The 25,169-nt window shown below is 34.1% G+C and carries 29 protein-coding genes, 1 pseudogene and 1 riboswitch; of the genes and pseudogenes, 1 reads left to right on the plus strand and 29 read right to left on the minus strand.

Translation table 11 applies throughout. The features are described from left to right. Nucleotides 1-159 precede the first annotated feature (159 nt). From Q3907_RS05555 to Q3907_RS05595, 9 genes and pseudogenes are all read right to left on the minus strand, one after another. Nucleotides 160-636: an S-ribosylhomocysteine lyase gene (locus Q3907_RS05555; RefSeq protein ID WP_301897605.1), complete on the minus strand. Its 477-nt coding sequence runs from the start codon at nucleotides 634-636 to the stop codon at nucleotides 160-162. Then, complete coding sequence (locus tag Q3907_RS05560; RefSeq protein WP_301897606.1) at nucleotides 624-1,610, minus strand: A/G-specific adenine glycosylase; 987 nt, start codon at nucleotides 1,608-1,610, stop codon at nucleotides 624-626. Before Q3907_RS05560 ends, Q3907_RS05555 begins: the two co-directional genes overlap by 13 nt. 20 nt (nucleotides 1,611-1,630) lie before the next feature. Then, complete coding sequence (locus tag Q3907_RS05565; protein WP_301897607.1) at nucleotides 1,631-2,593, minus strand: type I phosphomannose isomerase catalytic subunit; 963 nt, start codon at nucleotides 2,591-2,593, stop codon at nucleotides 1,631-1,633. A 265-nt stretch (nucleotides 2,594-2,858) separates the two neighbouring features. Further along, nucleotides 2,859-3,752: an Rpn family recombination-promoting nuclease/putative transposase gene (locus Q3907_RS05570; RefSeq protein ID WP_301897608.1), complete on the minus strand. Its 894-nt coding sequence runs from the start codon at nucleotides 3,750-3,752 to the stop codon at nucleotides 2,859-2,861. Nucleotides 3,753-4,028: 276 nt separating this feature from the next. Beyond that, nucleotides 4,029-4,596, minus strand: a pseudogene (locus Q3907_RS05575) (hydroxymethylpyrimidine/phosphomethylpyrimidine kinase). Next, nucleotides 4,565-5,155, minus strand: coding sequence for an HAD family phosphatase (locus Q3907_RS05580; protein WP_301897609.1), 591 nt, complete (start codon nucleotides 5,153-5,155; stop codon nucleotides 4,565-4,567). The pseudogene Q3907_RS05575 and the gene Q3907_RS05580 overlap by 32 nt, the downstream one beginning before the upstream one ends. Nucleotides 5,156-5,203: 48 nt before the next feature. Beyond that, a riboswitch (TPP riboswitch) is annotated at nucleotides 5,204-5,303 on the minus strand. Nucleotides 5,304-5,308: 5 nt separating this feature from the next. Next, complete coding sequence (locus Q3907_RS05585) at nucleotides 5,309-5,653, minus strand: DUF1667 domain-containing protein (protein WP_301897610.1); 345 nt, start codon at nucleotides 5,651-5,653, stop codon at nucleotides 5,309-5,311. Continuing rightward, nucleotides 5,653-6,915, minus strand: coding sequence for an NAD(P)/FAD-dependent oxidoreductase (locus Q3907_RS05590; protein ID WP_301897611.1), 1,263 nt, complete (start codon nucleotides 6,913-6,915; stop codon nucleotides 5,653-5,655). Before Q3907_RS05590 ends, Q3907_RS05585 begins: the two co-directional genes overlap by 1 nt. Beyond that, nucleotides 6,908-8,338 carry an NAD(P)/FAD-dependent oxidoreductase gene (locus Q3907_RS05595; RefSeq protein ID WP_301897612.1) on the minus strand — a complete coding sequence of 477 codons (1,431 nt, stop codon included), beginning with the start codon at nucleotides 8,336-8,338 and terminating at the stop codon, nucleotides 6,908-6,910. Before Q3907_RS05595 ends, Q3907_RS05590 begins: the two co-directional genes overlap by 8 nt. A 198-nt stretch (nucleotides 8,339-8,536) precedes the next feature. Between Q3907_RS05595 and Q3907_RS05600 the strand changes: the two genes are divergently transcribed. Then, complete coding sequence (locus Q3907_RS05600; protein WP_301897613.1) at nucleotides 8,537-9,568, plus strand: LacI family DNA-binding transcriptional regulator; 1,032 nt, start codon at nucleotides 8,537-8,539, stop codon at nucleotides 9,566-9,568. Here Q3907_RS05600 and Q3907_RS05605 read toward each other — a convergent pair. The 20 genes from Q3907_RS05605 to moaC form a co-directional block, all read right to left on the minus strand. After that, nucleotides 9,540-10,814: a serine dehydratase subunit alpha family protein gene (locus Q3907_RS05605; RefSeq protein ID WP_301897614.1), complete on the minus strand. Its 1,275-nt coding sequence runs from the start codon at nucleotides 10,812-10,814 to the stop codon at nucleotides 9,540-9,542. The two genes, Q3907_RS05600 and Q3907_RS05605, sit on opposite strands and share 29 nt — an antisense overlap. Then, the gene (locus Q3907_RS05610; protein ID WP_295646387.1) at nucleotides 10,807-11,424 is read right to left on the minus strand and encodes a hypothetical protein; all 618 of its coding nucleotides are present in this window, start codon (nucleotides 11,422-11,424) and stop codon (nucleotides 10,807-10,809) included. Before Q3907_RS05610 ends, Q3907_RS05605 begins: the two co-directional genes overlap by 8 nt. Then, a complete protein-coding gene (locus tag Q3907_RS05615) occupies nucleotides 11,425-11,970 on the minus strand; it encodes a hypothetical protein (RefSeq protein ID WP_301897615.1) in 546 nt (181 codons plus the stop codon). It lies immediately after the preceding gene. Then, the gene (locus Q3907_RS05620; protein ID WP_301897616.1) at nucleotides 11,967-12,737 is read right to left on the minus strand and encodes a mechanosensitive ion channel family protein; all 771 of its coding nucleotides are present in this window, start codon (nucleotides 12,735-12,737) and stop codon (nucleotides 11,967-11,969) included. Before Q3907_RS05620 ends, Q3907_RS05615 begins: the two co-directional genes overlap by 4 nt. Nucleotides 12,738-12,742: 5 nt before the next feature. Further along, the gene (locus Q3907_RS05625; protein WP_295560502.1) at nucleotides 12,743-13,744 is read right to left on the minus strand and encodes an aromatic acid exporter family protein; all 1,002 of its coding nucleotides are present in this window, start codon (nucleotides 13,742-13,744) and stop codon (nucleotides 12,743-12,745) included. A gap of 150 nt (nucleotides 13,745-13,894) precedes the next feature. Beyond that, on the minus strand, nucleotides 13,895-14,392 hold the full coding sequence (locus Q3907_RS05630; RefSeq protein ID WP_301897617.1) for a sigma-70 family RNA polymerase sigma factor: 498 nt from the start codon (nucleotides 14,390-14,392) through the stop codon (nucleotides 13,895-13,897). Between the two features lie 83 nt (nucleotides 14,393-14,475). Next, complete coding sequence (locus Q3907_RS05635; RefSeq protein WP_301897618.1) at nucleotides 14,476-15,267, minus strand: D-alanyl-D-alanine carboxypeptidase family protein; 792 nt, start codon at nucleotides 15,265-15,267, stop codon at nucleotides 14,476-14,478. Nucleotides 15,268-15,279: 12 nt separating this feature from the next. Then, nucleotides 15,280-16,647 carry a selenium cofactor biosynthesis protein YqeC gene (gene yqeC / locus Q3907_RS05640; protein WP_295643053.1) on the minus strand — a complete coding sequence of 456 codons (1,368 nt, stop codon included), beginning with the start codon at nucleotides 16,645-16,647 and terminating at the stop codon, nucleotides 15,280-15,282. Next, entirely contained in the window at nucleotides 16,637-17,728 is a 1,092-nt protein-coding gene (locus Q3907_RS05645; RefSeq protein WP_301897619.1) for an aminotransferase class V-fold PLP-dependent enzyme, read from the minus strand. The genes yqeC and Q3907_RS05645 overlap by 11 nt, the downstream gene beginning before the upstream one ends. Then, nucleotides 17,715-18,506 (minus strand): selenium-dependent molybdenum cofactor biosynthesis protein YqeB, encoded by a 792-nt coding sequence (gene yqeB / locus Q3907_RS05650; protein ID WP_301897620.1) that lies wholly within the window; start codon nucleotides 18,504-18,506, stop codon nucleotides 17,715-17,717. Before yqeB ends, Q3907_RS05645 begins: the two co-directional genes overlap by 14 nt. A 5-nt stretch (nucleotides 18,507-18,511) precedes the next feature. After that, the gene (gene yedF / locus Q3907_RS05655; RefSeq protein WP_301897621.1) at nucleotides 18,512-19,105 is read right to left on the minus strand and encodes a sulfurtransferase-like selenium metabolism protein YedF; all 594 of its coding nucleotides are present in this window, start codon (nucleotides 19,103-19,105) and stop codon (nucleotides 18,512-18,514) included. Continuing rightward, complete coding sequence (selD, locus tag Q3907_RS05660; RefSeq protein ID WP_295643043.1) at nucleotides 19,102-20,130, minus strand: selenide, water dikinase SelD; 1,029 nt, start codon at nucleotides 20,128-20,130, stop codon at nucleotides 19,102-19,104. The genes yedF and selD overlap by 4 nt, the downstream gene beginning before the upstream one ends. Beyond that, the gene (locus Q3907_RS05665; RefSeq protein WP_278728713.1) at nucleotides 20,127-20,351 is read right to left on the minus strand and encodes a DUF3343 domain-containing protein; all 225 of its coding nucleotides are present in this window, start codon (nucleotides 20,349-20,351) and stop codon (nucleotides 20,127-20,129) included. The genes selD and Q3907_RS05665 overlap by 4 nt, the downstream gene beginning before the upstream one ends. Then, nucleotides 20,344-20,676: a winged helix-turn-helix domain-containing protein gene (locus Q3907_RS05670; protein ID WP_118010982.1), complete on the minus strand. Its 333-nt coding sequence runs from the start codon at nucleotides 20,674-20,676 to the stop codon at nucleotides 20,344-20,346. The genes Q3907_RS05665 and Q3907_RS05670 overlap by 8 nt, the downstream gene beginning before the upstream one ends. After that, nucleotides 20,673-21,686, minus strand: a complete 1,014-nt coding sequence (locus Q3907_RS05675) for a molybdopterin-binding protein (protein ID WP_301897622.1) — start codon at nucleotides 21,684-21,686, stop codon at nucleotides 20,673-20,675. The genes Q3907_RS05670 and Q3907_RS05675 overlap by 4 nt, the downstream gene beginning before the upstream one ends. 1 nt (nucleotide 21,687) lies before the next feature. Next, complete coding sequence (modA, locus tag Q3907_RS05680; RefSeq protein WP_301897623.1) at nucleotides 21,688-22,464, minus strand: molybdate ABC transporter substrate-binding protein; 777 nt, start codon at nucleotides 22,462-22,464, stop codon at nucleotides 21,688-21,690. After that, nucleotides 22,461-23,093 carry a sulfate/molybdate ABC transporter ATP-binding protein gene (locus Q3907_RS05685; RefSeq protein WP_301897624.1) on the minus strand — a complete coding sequence of 211 codons (633 nt, stop codon included), beginning with the start codon at nucleotides 23,091-23,093 and terminating at the stop codon, nucleotides 22,461-22,463. Before Q3907_RS05685 ends, modA begins: the two co-directional genes overlap by 4 nt. Next, nucleotides 23,094-23,789, minus strand: a complete 696-nt coding sequence (gene modB / locus Q3907_RS05690; RefSeq protein WP_301897625.1) for a molybdate ABC transporter permease subunit — start codon at nucleotides 23,787-23,789, stop codon at nucleotides 23,094-23,096. Further along, nucleotides 23,770-24,705, minus strand: coding sequence for an MOSC domain-containing protein (locus Q3907_RS05695; protein ID WP_301897626.1), 936 nt, complete (start codon nucleotides 24,703-24,705; stop codon nucleotides 23,770-23,772). Before Q3907_RS05695 ends, modB begins: the two co-directional genes overlap by 20 nt. After that, nucleotides 24,693-25,169 (minus strand): cyclic pyranopterin monophosphate synthase MoaC, encoded by a 477-nt coding sequence (gene moaC / locus Q3907_RS05700; protein WP_295560528.1) that lies wholly within the window; start codon nucleotides 25,167-25,169, stop codon nucleotides 24,693-24,695. Before moaC ends, Q3907_RS05695 begins: the two co-directional genes overlap by 13 nt.

Genomic DNA, 25,169 nt, shown 5'->3' on the forward strand with positions numbered 1-25,169 from the left:
CCCTACAATTTTTGAAGCCAACTTTTAGTCGACCCTATCTAATTGCGGATTACCTAAAAAAAGCCCATTTCAGCTTTATTTAAAGCCATTTGGACTTTCTAAAATCATTTGAAATTATAGATGTTTATAAATCACGAAAAGTTGACGTTTTACATTCTCTTACACAATTTTTCTTTCGAACGGATCACAACTCATTCCTTTTTCTAGAATTTCCTTAGCCCATTCTTTAGCACCAAATAAAGAATGGGCTTTATAGTTGCCACACTCTTTTTCTTCAGTACCCGGAACATCTTCCCATTCTGTAGTTGTGATTAGTTCCAAAGCTTCTTTTACGGCAATCGCAACATCCTTACTTGAATGTTTTCCCCATGCTAAAAGGTGAAATCCTGTACGACATCCAAATGGTGAACAATCTAAATACCCAGTAATTCTAGGACGAAGATATAATGCGAACAAATGTTCTAAAGTATGCATAACTCCGGTTGGTATCTCTTGTCGATTCGGTTGACATAAGCGAACATCGAAATTTGATACAATATCTCCGTTGGGTCCTTTTTCTTCACTTATCAAACGCACATAAGGCGCTTTTACTTTAGTATGATCTAAAGTAAAACTTTCAATTTCTACTTTTTCCATAAATACTCCTCTACTTGTTTCATAAACGGCATAAACGCACTTGGTAATGCGATATGCTCTTCTATTTCTTCAATTGTTTTATAATTTGAATCTTCCCTATCTACTATACACAACGTCGCATCCATGTGCCACTCTACATGTGAAAAAATATGTATATAAGGTTTTAATTCAATACTTTCTATAATATGTTCTGGTTTCGTTTCATCAAAGCCATAAAGTCCTGCCAACAAACCTGTATCCGCTCTTTTTACAACATGAATCTTATTTTGATGTATCCAAACATACACATGTTTATACTCGATTTTACGTGCACTTTTCTTTGGCTTATAAGGCAAAGAAGCAGGATCTGAAGCTTCGCAATATTTTTTGATCGGACAAATATCACACCTTGGACTTTTGGGAATACAAATAAGTGCTCCAAGTTCCATCAACGCTTGATTATAGTAAGAAATCTCTTCTTTTGAAGGAAGACTTTCATCCACTAGTCCCTCTATTTTTTTCTTTACACTTGTCTTGGTAACATCCTCACAAATATCATACAACCTAGAAAATACACGAATCACATTCCCATCGACTGCACTTACTCTTTGTCCATACGCAATGGAAGCTATGGCACCTGCCGTGTATGGGCCAATTCCTGGTAATTTTAATAATTCTTCTTTTGTACAAGGTAATTTTCCATTGTGTTTTTCAACACATTCTATGGCACATTTCTTTATATTTTTACACCGCGAATAATAACCTAGTCCTTGCCACAATTTATTTAACTTTTCATCATCACACTTTGCGACACTCTCAATATCTGGCAACTGTTGTATCCACCTTTTAAAATATGGAAGCATAGCTTCAATACGAGTTTGTTGGGCCATGATTTCACTGATCCATATTTCATAAGGATCTTTCTTTAAACGAAATTCTAATGGACGATGATTTTTGATATACCAATCGATTAAATCTTTTTGAAATTCTTTCATAACTAAAAAGAGGCAGGGGATTAAACCCTGCTATATATCCATTGGCAGTTCCCTGTGATTTTTACATTACCACTATTCGCATCAATAAATACAGAATCTCCTTTATTTACTTCTAAAGTTGTACCATTATTTTCAATTGTCGCATTGCCCTCAATCAACAAGATAGAACCAAAACTTTCATCATCAACATGAAGCGTTGTTGTACCATTCAATGTAGACTCATATGTAGTAAAGTATTCGCAAGTTGCCAAACGAACAGTATCACAATCCCCATTCTTTTCTTCAGGACCACATGGTTTAAAATCAGATTCAATCGGACTTAGATTTGAAACATCAATCGCCTTTTGAATATGTAATTCACGAGGTTTACCATCTTTTCCAACACGACCAAAATCATAAACACGATATGTTGTATTTGAGTTTTGTTGGATCTCACAAATCTGAATTCCTGCACCAATCGCATGAATTGTACCAGACTTAATAAAGAAAACATCTCCCTTATGTACTGGAACAGCTTTTAACACGTCTAATAAAGTATTTTCTTGAATTCGACGCTCAAATTCTTCTTTAGTAATTTCTTTGTCTACACCAAAATATAAAAATGAATCTGGTTCACAATCTAAGATATACCACATTTCAGTCTTACCATATTCATGTTCAACACGAAGTGCATATTCATTATCCGGATGAACTTGAATCGATAATGGTTGTTTGGCATCAATAAATTTAATTAAGACAGGGAAAAATTCAAAAGTATTTCCTTTTGTTCCTAAAACACTCTTTCCCTTTTTCTCTAAATATTCAGGGAAAGACAGGCCTTCATATTCTCCACTAGCTACAATACTTGGGCCATCTGGATGCACAGACAATTCCCAGCTCTCCGCAACTGGATTCATATCTGTTTTTTTTCCATAATTTTCTTTTAGTTTAGTCCCACCCCAAAGATAATCTTTAAATGCAGGATTTAACTTAATAATTGCCATCTTATGTACCTCATTTCTAGTTCTATTATAGTTAGTTATTCATATAATGTCTACTTCTTCACACTTCTTAAAACAACGTCTATATCAAGACTAAATATCATTATCTAAATGATATCAATCCTGCATATATCTATATTTTTTTCAACTTAGCTAGAAGATGGATGCGAAATTCACATCCATCTATTAAACTCTATTTTTAAAGTCATTCTAGAAATCTCAAAGATTTGTTCTAGTGTCTAAATGTTCTTCACACATTTAACTACGCCTAAGCTTTCATCAACAGCCTTTCAATCGACTCTTCACTTACTGAGAAGATCGATGCGATACTTGATATACTGAATCCTTTGTCTACCATTGTTTGATACATTTCAAGTTCTTTTTTCTCACTACCCTGTTCAATTCCTTGTTCGATGCCTTTTTTTATCCCTTCAGCTTCCCATTCCTTTGACTTTACTTCAAGCCATCTCTTTTCAGCTTCACACATTTCAATCTTCTCCTTTTCCTCTAATTCTTCTAAATCCAACCATTCTACATCCGTCAATGTCTTGACGACTTTTAACACACTGCTTTTCACAAGCCCAAAGCCATTGATCGTTCCTTCATAAATAGATTGATCATAAATACTTCGACATATGTAGAATAGATTATACACATCTTCTTCATTAAAATTATATGAAGTATTCCCTGCGATTTCAATCAGATTCATTTGGTAGTCATGAAAATAGGATTCAAACCTTTCACCCACCTCTACTAACTCAGAAAGCTTACTAGCTGCATTCCAAGGCTTTTCGCCTGTATAAAATACTAGAATGTGCACCATGGGTAGTTTTTCTTTCGTTTTATTCTTCTTTGACTTCTTTAACATTCGATCATAAGCTACAAACTCATATGCAGCCGCTCTTACAACCATCGAAGCATCCACATAACTTTGATTCTCAATAATGAATGCACTATAAAAATTTCCATCATTATACTTACGAATTACATCCACATGCTTTTCTAGATCCATATTTGAATCATTCATCTCTGAATCAAGTTCCATACAGTTTTCAGGTTTAAGAACTCTTTCTCCATCAAAGAAGTACGCATTAAAGAAGTCGACAAAATAGGCATTGTTTTCTAGAAATTCTTTCATTGTTTTATCTTTTGATTTATTCATGTGATTTCATCACCTCCTATCTCATATACGAAATAAATTGAGGTTTTTCAAAAAAAGATGCATATTTTGATAATTTCACATAATTCAATCTGATTTCACAACATTTACCAAAGTTATACTAAATTTATGACAACAAGGAATGTTATTCTATAAGTGCCTTAAAGATAAGGCAATGAATATAGAAATAAACCAATATTCATATCTCTCTCCTAAAAAAAATAATAAACAAAAAGAGACCATTCTAGACGCCAACACTAGAATGGTTTCTTTTTATTATTATTTATATTCTGTTGTATATTCATTGTCTATCGCAAACGAATGATCCATAGGTCCTGAGCCTTTGCCCAAATCTAGCATTGCTTCTAATGCGCCAGAAATATAATCTTTTGCACGTTTTACCGAAGCATCTAAATCAAATCCTTTCGCAAGATTTGAAGCAATCGCACTCGATAAAGTACATCCCGTACCATGAGTATTTGAATTATGAATACGTTTTCCTTTAAACCAAGTAAACGAATCATTTCTATATAATAAATCATTCGCATCATTAATTTGCCTTATATTCCTTTAGTTTCTCTGCAATCATTTCTATCAAACCAGAACTTGACACCATTCCAATCTTTACGGCATCTGGATAAATATCCGTAAATATCTCATCTAACTGTTCACCTAAAAATTCAGGCGTTACATCCATAATACCTGTTACTCCCAAAGTATTTTGCGCTGTTAATGCCGTAATTGCACTTGTCGCAAATACATGGTTAGCACACATCGTCTTAATGTCTGCTTGAATTCCTGCTCCTCCACTTGAATCACTTCCCGCAATTATCAATGCACTTTGCATCTAAATCTCTCCAATCTTTTATTTTAACTACTTTAAACCCAGCTTTTCTTGCCACATCTATACAATAGTCTGCATCCTCAAACACAACTATATCTTTCGGACTTTGTTTTAAAGTACTAGCACAAGCCAAATAAAAATTCGGATCATCCTTTGGCTTATTCACCTTTGAACAAGTTATAATGTCTTTAAAATAATCTAGAACCCCAAGTCTTTTTAACGCAATTTTTACAAGCTCTTCATCACAACTCGTACCAATCACATTCATTGAATCAAAATGTGAAATAAAATCTTTAAACCCAGGCATAAGATTCACTTCATACTTGTAGAAATCGGATATAAGATTCAACACCGAAGAAATGATTACTTCCTCTGATTTATTGATTTTATAATGCTTCTTTAAATACTCTGCACTTTGCTCTAAACTCATTTTGGAAACAATTTCATCAAGATTTTCTTCTGGAATCCTATCTAAACTTTGTATATATCGACTCGCCAAAGTATTCCATACTTCCATTGAATCAAGTATTGTTCCATCCACATCAAAAATAGAATAATTCATTTTCTCACCATTAAGAAAAAAGCTGCAGAAAACCAATCTGCAGCTCACTATCAAAAAGATATAATTCCCTACGTTGGCATTATCCAAATCAGGTTATTGGGTCTAGGACTAACCTACTCTCAGCTTAAAAGCTCCCCTTTTTTAACAGCAATATTATAAGTCTTTCGTTGCGACTAAATCAACACCCGTACCACAAATATCAGAAACAATCACATCTTTGCGATGTACAGGTGCCTTAACTACCACACGGTTCAATTCCTTCATCACATCAAAAATCTTTTCCTTTGGAATATCCCCATTGGTTTTCACACTCAATCTCTCAATCTCAGCACCCACAATTTTTACAGTACTTGTCACAACACGAATTGGGTGCGTACACTCTTTCTTTCCATAGATTGCACCTCTAGGACAACCATTTCCAGTTACTTTATAATCATTTTCTTCATCAACTTTTAAATGACAACCCTTAGGACATGTTATACAAATTAACTCTCTCATTACGCATCCTCCTCAATAGATACAACCAATTCTTTATCTGCTTTTTCAAGCAACATCTTAGGAATTGATACCTTCTCCATTTCACTTGGAATCACATGCTCTTTTTTAAACCTTGCGATTACAGTATCCCCATCCTTCACGACAATATTTACCTGTTGTGTCGGTCTTCTTACACGGAAAGAAAGTTCAACACTTTTTTCTACATTGTTTTTACGAATATATTGCGGAACCACATACGAAATATTATTTCCATTTACCGTTCTAACAACATGATCTTTAGGTACTTCCCCATTTAAAATATATTGACCAGCACCCATTCCAGCCTTTTCACTTTCCAAACTTACAAAATCCACAAGATCATGCACATGCACAACATTACCTGAAGCGAATACTCCATCCATAGAAGTCTCCATATTTTCATATACAACAGGACCATGTGTTCTAGTATCCATTTCAACACCTAATCCATTTGATAATTCATTTTCCGGAATTAATCCAACCGACAATAAGACGCAGTCACAATCAAATTCCATTTCTGTTCCTTCGATTGGATTTCTATTTTCATCCACCTTAGAAACAACAACCTTTTCTACTCTAGACTTACCCACAATATCTGTAATTGTATGACTTAAATACAATGGGATATCATAATCATGTAGGCACTGAACAATATTACGATTCAAACCATTCGAATAAGGCATAACTTCAACAACTGCCAAGACTTTTGCACCTTCCAAAGTCATTCTACGAGCCATAATCAAACCAATATCACCACTGCCCAAGATTACAACTCTTTTGCCAGGCATATACCCTTCAATATTCACATATCGCTGTGCAGCACCAGCCGTAAACACACCCGAAGCTCTAGTACCTGGAATCGCAATCGCACCACGCGTTCTTTCACGACAACCCATATTTAAAATGATAGATTTAGCCTGAATCATTAAATATCCATGAATACTACTTGAACAATACACCATTTTATCTGGAGTAATCTCTATAACCATTGTATCCAATAAAATATCAATATCTGTTTTATTAACTTCATCAATATATTTACCTGCATATTCAGGACCTGTTAACTCTTCTTTAAAGTGGTGTAACCCAAAACCATTATGAATACACTGATTTAAAATCCCACCAAGCTCCTTATCACGTTCAATAATCAAAACGGATTTTGCACCATTTTGTCTTGCGGCCATTGCGCTCGCAAGCCCTGCAGGACCGCCTCCAATAACTACCACATCATATCTATTATTCATCGCCATTCTCCTTTGTTCTTCCGCACAAAATATAAGAACCATTCTTATCTAACATAATATCAAGTTGACTAACACCTAATTCTTTGGCAAGAATCTCTTGTACTCTAGGACCACAAAAACCTGACTGACATCTTCCCATACCTGCATTGCATCTACGTTTGATTCCATCTAAACTCACTGGTTTTGGACTATGGCGAATCGCATCAATGATTTCTCCTTCACTGATAGTTTCACAACGACAAATAATACGACCATATTCTGGATGTTTTTCAATATATTCCTTTCTTTGTTCATGTGACATTTCTTTAAAACGAACCATTTTTCTTGTAGAAACATAATCCTTTTTTAAATTTAAGAAATAATCTTTTTCCTGCATCATTCTTACTATATCTAATGCGATTGCACTCGCACTACTTAAACCTGGACTTGCCATACCCGCAATTGAGAAGAAATTATGTACATCTTTATCTTCGCCAACAATAAAATCTTTTTTATCACTTCTTGCACGCAAACCTGCAAAAGTACGAATGTTTTCTTGCAGTTTCATATTCGGTACAGATTTCACCGCATTTTCACGAATTGTTTTTAAACCCATAGACGTTGTTGAATAATCATCTACTGTTGTATTTGTACTTGTAGGCCCCACAATCAAATTTCCATCGACTGTAGGAGCTACCAACACGCCCTTACCAATTTTTGTAGGACACTGGAAAATCACATGATGAACCAAGTTTCCTTGTGATTTATCCAATAAATAATACTCACCCTTATTTGGCGTAATCTTATAATCTGTCTTTTTAATTAAACCTGTCACATGATCACACATTACACCTGCACAGTTTACAACTAATGGAGCTTTATACTTATCATTCACAATAAAGATATCTCCATCTTTTTTTATACTCGTAACCTCTTCATTCAAACAAAGCTCTACACCATTTTGAATAGCGACTTCACTTAATGCGATCGCAAACTGCCAAGGATTGATAATACATGCACTTGGTGCATATAAAGCACTTGTACAGTCTGGATTTAAATTGGGTTCCATAACAGATAGCTCCGGCTGTTTAATAATACGCTGATTTTCAACACCATTTTCCACACCGCGCTCATATAACGTTTTAATGGTTTTATCATCCTCTTCATTAAATCCAACAACTAAAGACCCAATATTCTTGCACGGAACATCTAAATCTTTACATAAAGTAGGAATGATTTTATTACCCCAAATATTATATTTTGCCATTAAAGTATTAGGCTCTGGATCATAACCCGCATGAATAATCGCACTATTTGCCTTAGTCGTTTCATCGGCCACATCATTATTTCTTTCCAACCACAATACTTTTCCACTATATTTACTCAACTCAAACGCTAATGAGCATCCACTAATACCTGCTCCAATGATTATACAATCGTACATAGTTCGCACCTCTTTCAAAGTTACGATACGCTTATTTTCATTTCATTTCAAATGCATAAAAATGGCCTATTTTATTAATCAAAACATTGATTAATAGCTGGACAATCAAATAAAATAGTGTAAGATGAAAATATATATTGATTAATAATTTGATTAGTAATCGATTTATTAATCAAAATAAATCAAAAGAGGTTTATTATGGGAAAAAGAAATAAAGTAACTACACGCGATATTGCCAAAGCCACAAATGTATCGCAAGCCACTGTATCTATGATTTTAAGTGATAATAAAAATGTATCTTTCAAAGAAGAAACAGTGAAGCTTGTCAAAAAAACAGCCAAACAAATGGGATATAAAAAGCCAGAAGTAAAAAAAAGATATTCAAACACTAAGAATGCCATTGTCGTCATTTGTTCAAATTTATCAAATTCCTATTATTCTATGGTTGTTTCAAGCATCATTGAACAGGCTAGTAAGACAAAGACACAGATCTTTACTATTTCTACATTACGAAAAGATGATCTTGAAAAACACGCCATCTCTAACTTAAAAATATTGAAGCCATGCGGAATCATCCTTTTATATCCCCCAAAATTTGTTGATGAATGGAATGCACTTTCCAAACAAATTCCATGCATCATTATCGGGGATAAACCAAAAAAACTTGATTGTGATTCCATTGAACTCAATAGTTTTAAATGTGGTAAATTATTAGGCAACCATTTAAAACAGCTAGGACACAAAAAGATTGCATATATATCAAGTCCATTAGATACAACGGAAATTGGGCGAAACGAAAGATATGAAGGCGTTAAAAGTGTCGTGCCAAATACCCAAGTATTCTTCAGTTCTTCTAAACAATTTGAATTATACCCCATTGAAAAACGAGAATACGAAAACGGGTATCGTTTAACGAAACAAATCTTAAGTGATAAATACGATGCCTATATTGGAAATAATGATATGACGGCTCTTGGCATTTTAGCCTGTTTAAAAGATCACAACATTAAAACAAGTGTTGCTGGATTTGATAATATTCCTGAAGCTGATTTTCCCCAAATACAATTGACCACGGTAGACCATGGTGCTTGTGAAAAAGGAAAAGAAGCTGTTGATATTCTTTTAGAACAAACAAAAAGCGAACGAAAACGTATCGTCCATATGGAATATGAACCACAGTTAATCATTCGCCTATCTACTTTTAATCGCAAGAAATCATCATCTCAATGATTTTATCATTCGTTTGAAGCATTCCTTGAGAACCTAGAGTTCCAATATTTTGAATTGTTTCATCCACACTATGAGCAACGATTCCATCACCTGCATAGAATTGTTGCTTATTTTTATACATATAATAGCCCATGATACCGGCATCTACACTTGATGCAATTTTAGCTGCACAACTCGCCTTAGCTCCATCACAAATTGTTCCCGAAAGAATAGCTAACGCATTCACAATGGTATGTTGAATTTCTTCATACGTACCATCATGTAAGTAAGCAATACCAGCTCCTGCTGCAGCACCGGCACTAACAGCACCGCAAAATGCTGATAAAGTACCAATACCTGTTTTTATATAAATAGCAGTCAAATTTGATAAAACCAAAGCGCGATACAATTGTTCATCTGAACTATTCAATTCTTTGGCATACACAACAACTGGCACGCAACAAGTAATGCCTTGATTACCACTTCCTGAATTGATTACTACCGGTAGTTCACACCCATTCATTCGAGCATCCGATCCAGCAGCCGCATAAGCTTTGGCTCTTGTCTTTACACAATCTGAATCCATATTCAAAATTACATGACCAATATTTGCGCCATATGAATTATGAATTCCCTCATTTGCGATGGCCATGTTACAAGTGATTTGACAATCTAATATTTCTTTTACATCTTCAATATCCACAGTTTGTGAAAAATCCCAAATCTGCTTCATAATCAAAGCACTATGATCTGCCTTATGTTCTAAACTCGTTGTCTTATCTTCAAAAATTACTTTCCAATCTTTTTCGATTTGAACAATATTCGTATGTGTATCTACAATACGAACACTAGCATGTTCTTGTTCATAATACACATTGATTTCCAAATCAAATACATGACCTTGTTCGATATGTTGTACAGTAATATTTGTGTTTTTAACATACTCAGGCAATTCTTCAATTTGTTCATGCGTTGCACAAGAAAGTACTTCAAGTTTTGCGTTTGCATCCCCATATAAAGCACCAGCTGCTGCTGCCACTTCAATTCCTTTTAAGCCATTTGTATGAGGTACAATCACACTTTTTACATTTTTAATAATACTACCACTTGCCTTAACAACAATACGATCCGGTAAATGATTTAGTACCTGTGTTGCTTTAGCACACGCATAACTAATCGCAATAGGTTCTGTACACCCCATAGCCATCACTAATTCTTCTTTTAATATTTGTACATATATTGAATATAATGAATCCTCTTTATTCATCTTCCTTCACCCATACACACGCCAATTTGTGATCTTCCATTTCTGTCATACCAAAATAAATTGTATCCTTTTCTTTCACACCAAAATCCTGGCGTAAAGCCGTTAAAACAATTCCATACATCTTTCCATCCTGTATTCCTTCAAGACGAACCCAGCATGCCTCTACATCTTTTCCTTCTTCTAAAAAATATACCATGATATCATCTGGATACTCTAAATGTCTGGATGGATCCAACTCTTTATATAAACGAAGCTCTTCTAATTCCTTAGAAACTTCTGTGGCCTTTTCAACCATATCAATCTTATCTTGAAACAATTCCACATTTACATTATCTAAAATTTGAATATCCATTTCTTGCACATCAAAACGAGGAATCTTGCAAGATACACCAATCGGTACAATACGATATTCAATATTGCGTTTCTTTGTTTCCAAAGCTACGATTTCAAAAATAAAACCCGCATTATGATCGATATAGCCATACATTAAAGCACCATATAAATTATCTAGTTTTAATCCCATCTTCTCTAAAAGCTTAACCATTTTCACACCATGGATCTCTACCATTTTTTGATCCATATCGCGAAAACTCATTTCATATACTTTCATCTATTCACCCTCATACACATCTTTTAATTCTTCAAAGTTATATTCCAATACCTTATTCAATTCAACAATATCTAAATCTTCATCTACTGGAAAATCCGAAATACTCATCTCATTGGCTTCGGCATATTCTTTAAACAATTCCATTGACTGATAATAATAATCTTGAAATTCTTTAAAACCATCCCATATTGCAAAGCCACGACCATTGATTACACAAGCATCTTCTTCTATATCATCTACTTTTTCAACTTGAATTTCAATCTCAAAAGGCTCTTCTAAATCATAAACCATCTTAAAAGTATCTCTCTCTTTAAAATCAGGTCGAATTATTGAAGCACAAGGCAATTTATTAAATTGTTCATCCTCACAATTTGGACATACAAAAGGAATGTCATTAGCTTCAATCACAAAGTCAGCATATTCTTCAGACAAATAAGATGCCAATGTATAATAAGCTATATCTGCCAAAGATAATGAATTAGGTACACTCATATAGCGATACATCAAATTATTAAACCCCAATACTTCTGTATATACTTTTATCATGATTGACTTACCTCTACTGAATAATTTCCAAAATTAATATTTGCCTTACCATACTCTTTTACAAGCTCATAACGAATCTTTGCGAGCATATCAAACCCATCTAAACTTGTCTTACTTGGAACAACAACGCGCAAATCAATACCAGTTGTAGAAAAATTGATTACTTTTACTTCAATTGGATTTTCACTCTCAATATCATATTCCAACATTGTCTTTTCAACTAAATTTTTCAAAATATCAATTGCCAAATCAATATTCGTTCCATAAGAAACTTCAATTTCCAAATAATTATTCTTTCGAGTATCTTGAAAAAAAGCATTTTCAATTGTTGCCGAATTCAAAGTTGAGTTTGGCACAATAATACGATTACTTTCATATGTACGAATGATTGTATGACGAAAACGAATACTTTCAACATACCCAATCAATTCGCCTTGATTGACCTTAATCAAATCTCCTTCGACAAAAGGCTTAAATGTTAAAATCATCAAACCACTGCATAGATTACCAAAAGCATCTTTAGCAGCAACACCTAAAATTAGAGCAACCACTCCACTGGATGCAGCAAGATAAGACATAATGGGTTTAGTCTGTTCAAATTGTCCAAGAAAAACTATTCCATTAATAAAAACCAAAATGTATTTTATTAATCTGGCAAAGCTTGCCTTATTTGTGACATCCTTTTTATATAATACTTTACGAATCCCTTTATAAATTCCAACAGAAACTATACCTGTTACAACAGTTACAATAATGATTGATTTCATTTATATCATCTCCAATACAACTTTTTCTGTTCCTCTGTTGTTTGATCAATAAACTTCTTCTTTGTGTATAAAAACTCTTCAAGATCCATATAAATGTGTAGAAGCATTGCCTTTGATTCAAACTCAATACGATTTGTCGGCAAATTCTCTTTTTGTTTATCTTTCAACATTTGATGAAGTGAAGTAATTTGTGGCTGAGGATCATTTTTTTCATGAATAAACGGAATTAAATATTCAATATATTTTGCCAATTCATCCGCCTCTTTTGGCATCTTACGAATCTTTCGTATCTTATAATGAAGCATATGTAAAATATCACACTGCAAAGCACGCATTTCAAAATAACGAATATAATAATCTGGTAAACTCGTAAACGTATTATCCTGATATTCCATCGCAATATGAATATATTTTTCAGCCTGCTCTTTAATATCCTCTAATTCTTTCCAAATTGTAGTGTTTCTTTCTTCACTTTGAATATAGTGAACAATTTGATACATCAAACTCTGGATCTTATCTTCCATATAATTCATGCAAGAATTCAAATACTCCTCTTCTCCACTATAATCATGAACCAAATTCAATAAGAATGCGATAAGGGCGCCAATTAAGATCAAATAGAATTCATTTATCATGAAGTGAATACTAAAATCCAAATAACTCAAGTAATGAACGGCAATCATCGCATTTACACTTAAAGTATTCTGACATTTCATTTTCTCACTGTACCCAACTAAGCACGCAATCGCAAGTCCAAAGGCAATCCAATGGCTTGGAATAAGTTCAAAGAAAATAAAACAGAATAGAATTGTCACAAAGAATGTTGAAATTCTTCTAAGAACAAGCTTCACCGTTCCCCACTTTGTCGTCAACAATGACAATAGTGCAATCGTTCCAGCACTTGTTGGATTATCCAATTTAAAAAAATAGGCTAAAATAATCGCAACGGCACTTCCTACGCCTATCTTAAGTGATAGTATTAATACTCTTTTTGTATCTCTTTTCATATGCATACATTTTATGCGAAATCAAAAAAAAGGACAATAATAATTGTCACTTCTTTTTAAATACATCTTCACTACGAAATAGCATTATTCTTTATACTTTTATTAAAATCAATTTTAATAATAGGCAATCAAACCGATTGCCTATGTCTGTCACTTTTTTTCTAATACATCTTTCACTTTTTGTTTACCACTCTTTAATAATCGAGCCACTCCCTCTTCACTCATCTTTAAACGATTCGCAATATCCTTTTCTTTCAATCTACCTAGACAATGCATGATTGTCACTGCCTTTTGGTTTTCTGGCATCTCATTTAAACAATCATCCACATCGGATTGTCGATATTGAGGAAGTCCACGCAAAGCCGTAGTTACACCCGTATTTTCTTTAGCCTGCATATACTCACGCAATTGTTTATTCAACAAGACTGTGATCCATTTTAAAAAATTCTTATCATCATTCAATTTATCCATATTCATAAATGCGTACGTATAAGTTGCCTGCAAGATATCATTGATTTCTTTTTCTTCTAAACCAATATATCGCTTATAAATTGTTCGAATTAAATGATCTTTGGTCAATGAAATAAGCTCTTTTTTGGCATCCGCATTCTTATTTCTTACACCCATTATTATCTTTTCATCAATCATTATGTATTTATCCTTTATATACGTCATTTTTAGTATACAACATACCATTTGATAAATCAAAAAAGAGGCAATCCAACGACTGCCTAAGCTCCATAATATTCATCCAAAGTTAAATTATTCTCATATAAATATGTAGCTAAATCTACACCTACATAACGCAAGTGCCAGCTTTCTGATGCAATTTTAGTTTTATCTTCCTTATCATCCGGATAACGTAAGATAAATCCATACGTATGCATATTTTCTAATAACCAATTGTAGTGTGAATTATATCGAACAACATCTAAATCACTACAATCATTATCCATACGAATATCAACAGCCAATCCTGACTGATGCTCACTATATCCTGGTCTTGTCCAATAACGATCTGCATATTCTTCACCATAGTTTGCAGCTCCATTATTAAACAATCCAACTTGATATGCATAAGAACGATAGGCTGAACAAGCATTTAAAATAAACCCTTCATTAGCGGATGCTTCTATCAATTTTTCAAATGCTTCTGCAGCTTCTTTTCGCATACGCACATTTTCATTTTCTCCACTCGAAGGAACCTGAACTAGATCACTAGGCTCATAATCTTCCGGTAATCCAGAATATTTATTTACAAGAATATAAATTGAATTTAAATCCGAAACAGTAACGGTATTCTCATATGGATTCCCACTTTGATTCACTTTTGTTACTTCAGGTAAATTTGTTTCTTCCTTCCTATTCTCTTTTTTTGTTTCTGTTATCTTTTCTTGTTTAGGTTCACTTACTTTCTTATCACTTGTTTTTTTCGCAATCATTGAAATCAACAACGCAATAGTTAAAATCAATACAACAATCACAAAAATAGCTGTTTTTCTTACTCGTCTTATATTTTTCATTTAAACTCCTCTTTACACGGGTATAAATAAGACTTTATTATATCCACCACAAATCATACCTAGTATAGCACTTTCTGCATTGGATAAATCGTACTCCTTGACCATAACTTCTTTACATTCTTTGGCATCTAGAATAGCCTGGTACTCTACTTTACCCCCACCAATCGTATCAATCACTCCATTTTCATGCACTAACATCATACTACCAACACCTCTTGGTGCCGAACCCTTTTTATCAATGATAATACATAAAGTCCCATGAACATTGGATTCTAATAGTTCTTTAGAAATACTTGAACTAAACATTGCATTTTTAATTTCAATGAGTTCAGCCAAAATACTGATAGATATCTCAGCGGGGGTTTGAGCTCTAATATCTAAACCAATTGGTGCATGCACGTTGGATAATTCTTCATTAGAATATCCTTCTTCAATCAACGCATCAAAAGTCTTTTTTACTTTTCCTTTACTTCCAATCATACCCAAATATAAATGTGGCTTACACAATGTCTTTTCTAGACATAACTTATCATCCTTATGCCCTCTTGTCACTATCACATAACAAGTATTTTCTTCTTCTGGTAATACTGCATCCATTTGATCATATTCAATACAATGAATCTCATTGGCCGTAGGAAAATGTTCTACATTTGCGAACTCTTTACGATTATCGATCACAATTGTATATAATTCTAATATGCTTGCCATTTTAGCTAAATATTGACTGACATGTCCACAACCTAAAATCACAAGCTTAGGCTGCATATTAAACCATTCTTTTTGAAGAATATCCACATCGACATCTTCTTCTAATAGAGCCTTTAAACAACGCGTATATAAATCCATATCCCCATTCACATGAATTTTAAAAGGTTTATTTAACTTCTTTAAATAAACACGAATCAAATCCTGCATGATTTTAGGTGTTACAAGTTCGTTTGGATCTAAATTTGTAAGCTCATAACGATGTACCACTTCTTTTACCGGCTTATTTAATCCATTTAGATTTGAAATTAACACGACCTCATCTGAATCTGGATCCACAACAGGTTCATTGACATCAGGAAACTTCAAAGGCAAATGTTTAGAGCCATCTGCCTCAATCAAAATTACATCCACAACTTGTTTTAATTGTTTCAATAATTCTGAATCCAACCCCTCAATTTTAAATTCATCACATCTGTTTCCCGCATGACAATATCCATAAGTTTCAATTCTATGCATAATTTCATCATAACTAGGATCTATCAATGTATCTTCTTCAATCAACATATGCGTAGTCGTACACATTAAAACTGTTTTATTCAAAAAAACATATTTATCTTTTAATTTGTGGATATACGTTGTTTTTCCACCCGAACCAATTACACTAATAATCATTTGAAATTTCCCGAATCGCTCGAACCACAAAATCAACATCTTCTTTTGTATTTTGAAAAGATAATGATAAACGAACAATTCCCCTTTCTTCTGTATTTAAATATTTATGCATCAATGGCGCACAATGCGCACCACAACGCGTCACAATACCATACTTATAATTCAATACATCACTTACATAAGCACTATCTTTACCTGGAATATTGATTGCCACAATAGGTGTAGAATTTTCTAAAGACGAATAAAATTCTACATAGCCTGTTAAACCTTCATATAATTTTTGAAGTAAAAAGTATTCCTTTTCCATAATCTCTTTTTGATTTTCTGAAACATACTTTACCCCTGCATTTAAGGCTGCAATCCCTACAAGATTCTGTGTTCCCGCCTCTAAATGTTCAGGATATGCCTCAGGCATATGCGGATTAAAAGAATCTATACCCGTTCCACCAGAAATCAATGGTTTTACGTCAATGCCTTTTACACAAAATCCGCCAATACCGCCAATGCCTAATAAGCCTTTATGGCCACTAAAACATAAAACATCTATATTTTCCATGGACACAGGAATATGACCTGCACTTTGAGCGGCATCCACCATAAAAAGAATGTCACTTTCTTTACAATACTTTCCAATTAAATCCACATCAAAAATTTCACCAGTCACATTCGAACTATGTGTCATGATAACCATTCTCGTATTGTTTTGAATATGATTTTTAATATCTTTTAAATAAGGCGAACAAATCGTTAAAGATATGACACCTTTTTCTTCCAGTTCATATAAAGGTCGAAGCACACTATTATGCTCCGCATATGTGGTAATCACATGATCCTTTTCTTTTAGAATTCCTTTGATACATGTATTTAAACTTTCTGTATTTCCACCATTTAAAATAACACGATGAAAATCCGATAATCCAAAAAAACACGCAATATTTCTTCTTGCCTCAAAAATCAAACGCGAAGAATCCATATTAGAACTTCGATTCGCATTCCCTGCTACTTCTAATGCATCCATAACAGCTTGTTTGACCACATCTAATTTAGGAAAACTTGTGGCTGCTTGATCAAGATAAACCATGCAATATCGCCTCCAAAACACCTCCGGCAATACAACGCGCCTTATCTGAAATTGTAAAACAATTCTGATATTCATCCACCCTTGGATCGATGTCGGCCATTTTAAAGCCAGATGTTACATTGTATCCATCTTGAATCAAACCTCTTAGTAACCCTGACATACTTGCATAAACTGGCGTTTCATTGATATACGCAAGGATTTCTCCTTTTTCAACTATATCCGTAATCTTTTTAACATTGTGACAAACACCTGCACAAGGAGAATGAATCACTCTTTCTTTAGAATATCCCTTAATATTTCCAGGAACACCCGTATTTGGCAAAGCACAACCCTCATAAATCAGTCTTCCTAGATTATGTCCACGCATGGTTTCCACAACCACATGCACATCTTGTCCAGCACAAAAACCAGGACCTAGTCCAATCGTGATGGGTGCCATATCCATTGTCGTTCCCAAATTTTTCTTGGCAAGAATCGCATCCACCAAGGCAATATGTTCTATTTTAGAAATCATTTCACCTTTAGGATCAATCACCATCGCAACTTGTTTATTAGCCATCACTTCTTTAGCTTCTTCTATTGTTGAAACTAAAACACAAGTCATATCTTCAACTGTAAATTTTTCTTCATACACAGCCTGGCAAAAAGCCACATTTCTTCGTATTGCACTTGGCTTTTCAACTTCTAACACCAATACTTGAAATCCACTTTTCACAAGTTTATATATTGTCCCTGTCGCTATGTCTCCTCCACCACGCACAATAACACATTTATTCATAATCTTTATGGCTTGATAATTTTATCAGCCTTCTCCATTCTTTCTACAATATCATACATATTTGTGACTGAACCCACTTGAAGTTCTTCTTTTAGATGGAAGAAATCCAAACAAGTTCCACAACTTACAATTTCAACTCCATTATCTGCTAAATATTTTAAATCTTCCAAAGTTTCACTCTTAGTCGTTGTGATTTTTACACCCTCGTTATAGAAAATCATTTCATCTGGCAATATATCTTGTTTTGTCAAAGAGAAAATAAATGACTTCATCAATAACGCACCCAATTCTGGATCTGAACCCATCACATTACTTGCGAAAACAACAACCATTTTAGGCTTAGCCAAGCTACAATCTGCATATGTGTATTCCACTTCAAAATCTGCTTCTTCATCACCCTTTGAAATTTCAACAATATAATCTTTACCCTCTTTTTTAGAAGTGACTGTATAATTTTTTACTTTCGCAAACTTCGTTAAGTTTTCAACCGCAATCTCATTATCCACAATTGTTGAAACTACATTTTCTTCTTTTAAAGCTTCCTTTGTCTTTACGACTGGAAGTGGACACTCCAATCCTCTACAATCTAAAGTTTTCATCTCTTCATACCTCTCACATATACATTATATTCATTTTTCTCAATGACTTCACCCACAACATACAATTCAAGATTGTTTTCCATAAAATCTTTCTGTATATCTGCTAAATCATCCTTAGACACACTAGCTAATAAACCACCACTCGTTTGTGGATCAAACAAAATTTCCTCTGTAAAAAAATCACAATCAAAATAAATCTTACCATCTACACTATTGCGATTGGTCTGTGCAGCCCCACTTAAGTAAAACTCTTCGACATACTTTCTACAGTCATCAAAATATGGAATTGAATCCTTATAAATCACTGCACTATTTTTTTCATCTAACATCTCATTTAAGTGAACCAATAAGCCAAAGCCAGTTACATCAGTTAGGGCATGTACGGAATATTTTTTTAAGATATCACACGCATACTTATTTAATGTAGTCATACTTTTAAAGACTTTTTCCTGCATTTCTTTTGAACAATCATCCATGCGTAACGCATTCAAAGTCAAGCCTACCCCTAAAGGCTTCGTCAAAATCAAGACATCCCCACATTGCGTACCATTATTTTTCTTTACATCGTTAGGATCCACTAAACCCGTCACACTCAAACCATATTTAATGGAATCATCACGAATAGAGTGTCCACCAACCAAAGCACACTCAGCTTCGACTAACTTACTATTTCCGCCTTCAATGATCTTACCTAAAATATTCAAATCTTCATTTTCTGGAAAACATACAATATTTAAAGCTGTTTTAGGCGTACCATTCATCGCATAAATATCACTTAGTGCATTTGTTGCCGCAATCTGACCATACAAATATGGATCTTCTACCATAGGTGGAAAGAAATCCAACGTGGATACAAACGCATGACTTTCATCAATTTGATACACAGCAGCATCATCTCTTGAATCAAATCCAACTAAAACATTTTCATCTTTAAATGAATCAATTTTTTCTAGTATATGACTCAATTTTTTTGCACCCAATTTAGCACTACATCCCCCACTCTTACAATATATTTTTTCATTCATAAAAAATTCACCCTTACTATACCTTCATACAAAACGTTTTGTTCTTCTAAAAAAAGTTTCCACTTTTCCTCATCTAGATCTTTCGACATAAAACACATGCCGCATCCTGCCTTAACACAACTTGGAACAGGTATCATACGTCCGTTTTTTGTCTTTGACTCCAAATCTAGAACATCTTGAATACTTTTAAAAGTAATAATCAATACTTCCTCTTTATTCATCTTCAAATACTTCCTTAAACACTTGTTTTGAATATATTTCGATTTTTTCTTGAAACAATTTATATTTACGTACCAATTCTTTTCCCTCTAAAGTTAAGCAAGAGCCTCCACCATGACTTCCACCACTCGTTGTAGAAACCAACTCATACCCTAAATCTTCCTGGGCTCTTTTGATGATTTTCCAAGCCTTTGAATTTGACATTCCCATTTCTTTATAAGCCTTTGATAGAGAACCGTACTTATCACATAACTCCAATAGTTCTACAACGCCTTTGCCAAAATTTGGTTCGTTATTACCAATTTGAATTTTTAGTTTATATCTCATTTTCCAAATCCACAATTCGGATATGTGCAAATATCACATCCTAAGCACAATCCACCTTCACCTAAATCACATAGCTCTTCATATGTCACTGCATCTTTGGCAAGCAAACGACAAAGTACTAAATCAAATACTGTTCTTTTGGCATACATCACACATCCTGGAAGACCAACAATTGGAACTTCTCCTTTATAGGCAAGTAAAAACATAGCACCAGGAAGAACTGGAGAACCATAACTAATAATATTCGCCCCTGTATTCTTAATCGCAAGTGGTGTTTTATCATCTGGATCCACACTCATTCCACCCGTACATAAAACAATATCCACGCCTTGTTTTAAAGCTTCATTGATTTTTTCTGTCACCATTTTATCATCATCATCACAAATCGCATGATACACCATTTCACAACCAAACTCAGCCAATTTAGATTGAATAACTGGTGTAAATGTATCTTGAATTCTTCCTTTATATACTTCACTTCCTGTTGTGATCACAGCTGCTTTTTTTAATACAAACGGCTTAATTTCAAGAATCGGAGAAGAAATCAAAGAACTTACTTTTTTCATTTTTTCCTTTTCAATCACCAAAGGAATAATGCGCATACCCGCAAGTTTATCTCCCGGATTTACTACTGTGTTTGAGTGTCTAGTCGCAATCATCATCTGTCCAAATGAATTTACAGTAAACAAAGCCTTACGATCTACTTTAAATAGTCCGTGAATCTCACTTTTTAATTCAATTTTCCCTTCTTTGATCTCACCATACGACATATAATCATTCTTGCACATGTCTAACAAAACCATAGCCGCATCATTTTCATGCATCATACTTTCGTCGTTTTCCCAAACATATAAATGTTCTTTCCCTACTGACAACAATAAAGGAATATCTTCTTCTGTCACGATATGACCCTTACGAAAAAGGGCATCTTTTGTGACACCCTTAATGATCTGTGTTATATCATGACAAAGTACATGCCCTACGGCATCCTCAGTCTTGATTAATTTCATCTTATTCTCCTTCTTTAAATCCGTATTTTTTGAATACTTTTAAAGCTTTATCACTCTTTAAGAATTCAATCAATGAATTGGCTTCATCTTTATGTTTTGTAGTCGATACACGACCTATTGGATATAGTACTGGCGTAGCTAATAATGAATTATCGCACTCTGCCACTACTTCTACTTTATCACTACTTGCAGCATCTGTCGCGTAAACTAAACCAATTTCTGCATTTTGTGTTTCAACTTGAGACAATACTTCCGTTACATTTCCTGCTAAGCTTAAACGATTTTGAATAAAATCCCATACACCTAAGTTTGTCAAAGCTTCCTTTGCGTAGCTTCCTGCAGGAACTACTTCTGGATCTCCAATCGCAATAATGGAAGCATCCCCAATATTGTCAAATCCAGTGACTGTTGTAGTGCTATCTTTTCCTTTGATCAACACCAATTTATTCTCTAATACATTTGAAATTGAATCGGCATCCACTAAATCTTCATCTTTTAAAGCGCTCATCTGTGTTGTAGCTGCACTAAAAAATACATCGGCATCTAATCCTTTTTCAATTTGAAGCTGTAATTTTCCACTACTATCATAGACCCCTTCAATCGTTACATTTGGATATTCTTTTTCAAACATTGGAATCAATTTATCTTCAAATGCGTTTTCCAAACTTGCAGCTGCCGCAATTGTAAGTTTTACTTGTTCTTTTGGTTCATTAAAACTACAACCAAATAAACTTGTGGCCATGATTCCAGCCAATAAAATACTTAAACCTTTTTTCATCTGATCTTTCCTTGTTTAATTTTATATTTTAGATCACACAAATAATTTACTTCTTCCTTATTGTGCGATACAAAAATAACTGGTTTTGAAATTTGAAGCTCACTTTTAAGCTCCTGTAATAAATCTTCCTTTAAATCTTCATCTAAAGCACTAAATGGTTCATCCAATAAAAGAACATCTGGTTCATAAGCCATCAAACGAGCCAATGCCACCCTTTGTCTTTGTCCACCCGATAATTGTTTGGGATATCTTGAAGCAAGTTCACTAATTTGAAATTGTCTCATCACTTTCCTAACCACAATATCCACATCTTTTATTTTTCTAGCTTTTAATCCTACACTAATATTTTCATATACACTCATATTGGGGAATAGAGCATAACTTTGAAACATATAACCCACATTTCTTTTTTGAATGGGAACATTGATTTTCTTTTCAGAATCAAATAAAACGCGATCATTTAATACAATCCGTCCTTGATCTGGCGTTTCAATTCCAGCTATACATTTTAATATCATACTTTTGCCAGAGCCTGAAGCTCCCATAAGCCCTAATATATTGTCTTCTACTTGAAAAGAAACATCTAAATCAAATTCTGCAAGTTTTTTATAGATTTGTACTACCAACATTTAGAAACTCCTTTTCTTTCGAACCCATAGTTGATATAAATTCAACAAAATCACAGCTGTAAAACAAATACCAATAATCACCCATACATAAAAGGCGGCTGATTCCATATCGCCACTCATCACTTCACTATAAACTGCAACTGGAAGTGTTCGCGTTTTCCCAATAATGTTTCCCGCAAGCATAGTTGTCGCCCCAAACTCACCTAAGCCACGCGCAAAGGCAAGAACACCACCACTTATAATTCCTGGTAAGGCATTGGGTATCAATACTTTCAAGAAAATGTTCCATTCGCTCATTCCTAAAGTTCTTGCAGCATATACTAAATCTGTGTCCACTTGTTCGAAGGCGCCTCTAGAATTTCGATACATCAATGGAAATGAAATCATTACAGCTGCGATTACAGTAGCACTAAAACTAAATGCGATGCGAACGCCAAATACATTCATAAAAAATCTGCCTACGGGTTGATTTACGCCAAAAATCATCAACAAGAAAAATCCAGCAACCGTAGGTGGCAAGACCATAGGTAAAGTAAAGATTCCATCAAAGATCATTTTCAATGCTTCATTCTTTCTTGAATAAATCCACCATGCAGCAAGTAAACCAAGAATAAAAGTAATCACAATTGTGATACTTGCGGTTTTTAAAGATATCCAGATTGGAGTGAAATCTAAATTACTTCCTTGCACACTCACTTGCTTCACCTTTCATGATTTCTAAGCCATGTTTTAATGGGCCTAAAATTATATCTAGACTTTCCTTAACCGCCTTAGGACTTCCTGGCAAGTTAATAATCAACGTCTGATTTCTTAATACACTCACACCACGTGACAACATCGCCTTATTTGTGTATTTCATTGATTCATAGCGCAATGCTTCACTAATACCTGGAACATTTCTTGTCATGACTTTCATTGTAGCTTCTGGTGTCACATCACGTACACTCAGTCCTGTGCCTCCGGTTGTTAAAATTAAATCATTTTGGCAACGATCACTTAAATTAATCAATTGTGAGACAATTTCATTTTCATCATCCGCAATCACTGTCACACTTGTAACGTTGTAACCTTGTTCTGTCATAATCTTTTCAATCAACGGACCACTCTTGTCCACTCTTTGTCCAACACTTGCCTTATCGCTTAATGTCAATACGGCTACACGCATTCTAGAATCTTTATTTTCAATAACTTCCACTTTATCCCCAACACAAATGTGACCGCCATGTATTACACGTGTAAATACACCTAAATGTGGCATAATACACTGACCAACTTGATGATAGATTTCACAATGAGAATGGCAGCTTTTACCGATTTGCGTCAGTTCGAGTAATACATCTCCAATTTTAAATTGTGTTCCTACAGGATAACTTGTAAATTCAATACCCGATACAAGTAAGTTTTCTCCAAAGGCGCCATCCTCTACATTGGCACCTTTGGCCTTAAATTCTTCACGTTTTTCATACGACAATAAAGAAACTTGACGGTGCCACTTACCTGCATGCGCATCATTTTCTAGTCCATGATTTTCAATAATTTCAATATCTTGAACCGGATGTTTTTCTGTTCCCTTTTGTTTGCTGATACAAATTGCTTTAATTATTCCTTCCATACAAAATCTCCACTTTTTCCACCTGATTTAGAAACCAAATGTACATTTTTTATTTCCATATCTTTACTTACAGCTTTACACATATCATAAATTGTCAAAAGACAAATATTTACACCTGTTAAAGCTTCCATTTCTACGCCCGTTTTTCCATTACATTTAACGGTGCAATATGCATAGATCAAACAATTCGCTTTATCAATCTCAAAATCAATATTGACCTTATTGATCATTAAAGGATGACACAAAGGAATCAATTCACTCGTCTTTTTTACGCCCATGATTCCAGCAATACGAGCTACACCTAATACATCTCCTTTTTTCATATCACTATGTTCTATTTTTTCAATAATCTCTTTATTTACTAATATACTTCCAACGGCACAAGCACTTCTAGAAGTGATATTCTTCTCACTTACATCCACCATACGTGCATTACCATGCTCATCAAAATGTGTTAATTCCAT

This window comes from uncultured Holdemanella sp. (genome assembly GCF_958348295.1).
Lineage (GTDB): Bacteria > Bacillota_I > Bacilli_A > Erysipelotrichales > Erysipelotrichaceae > Holdemanella.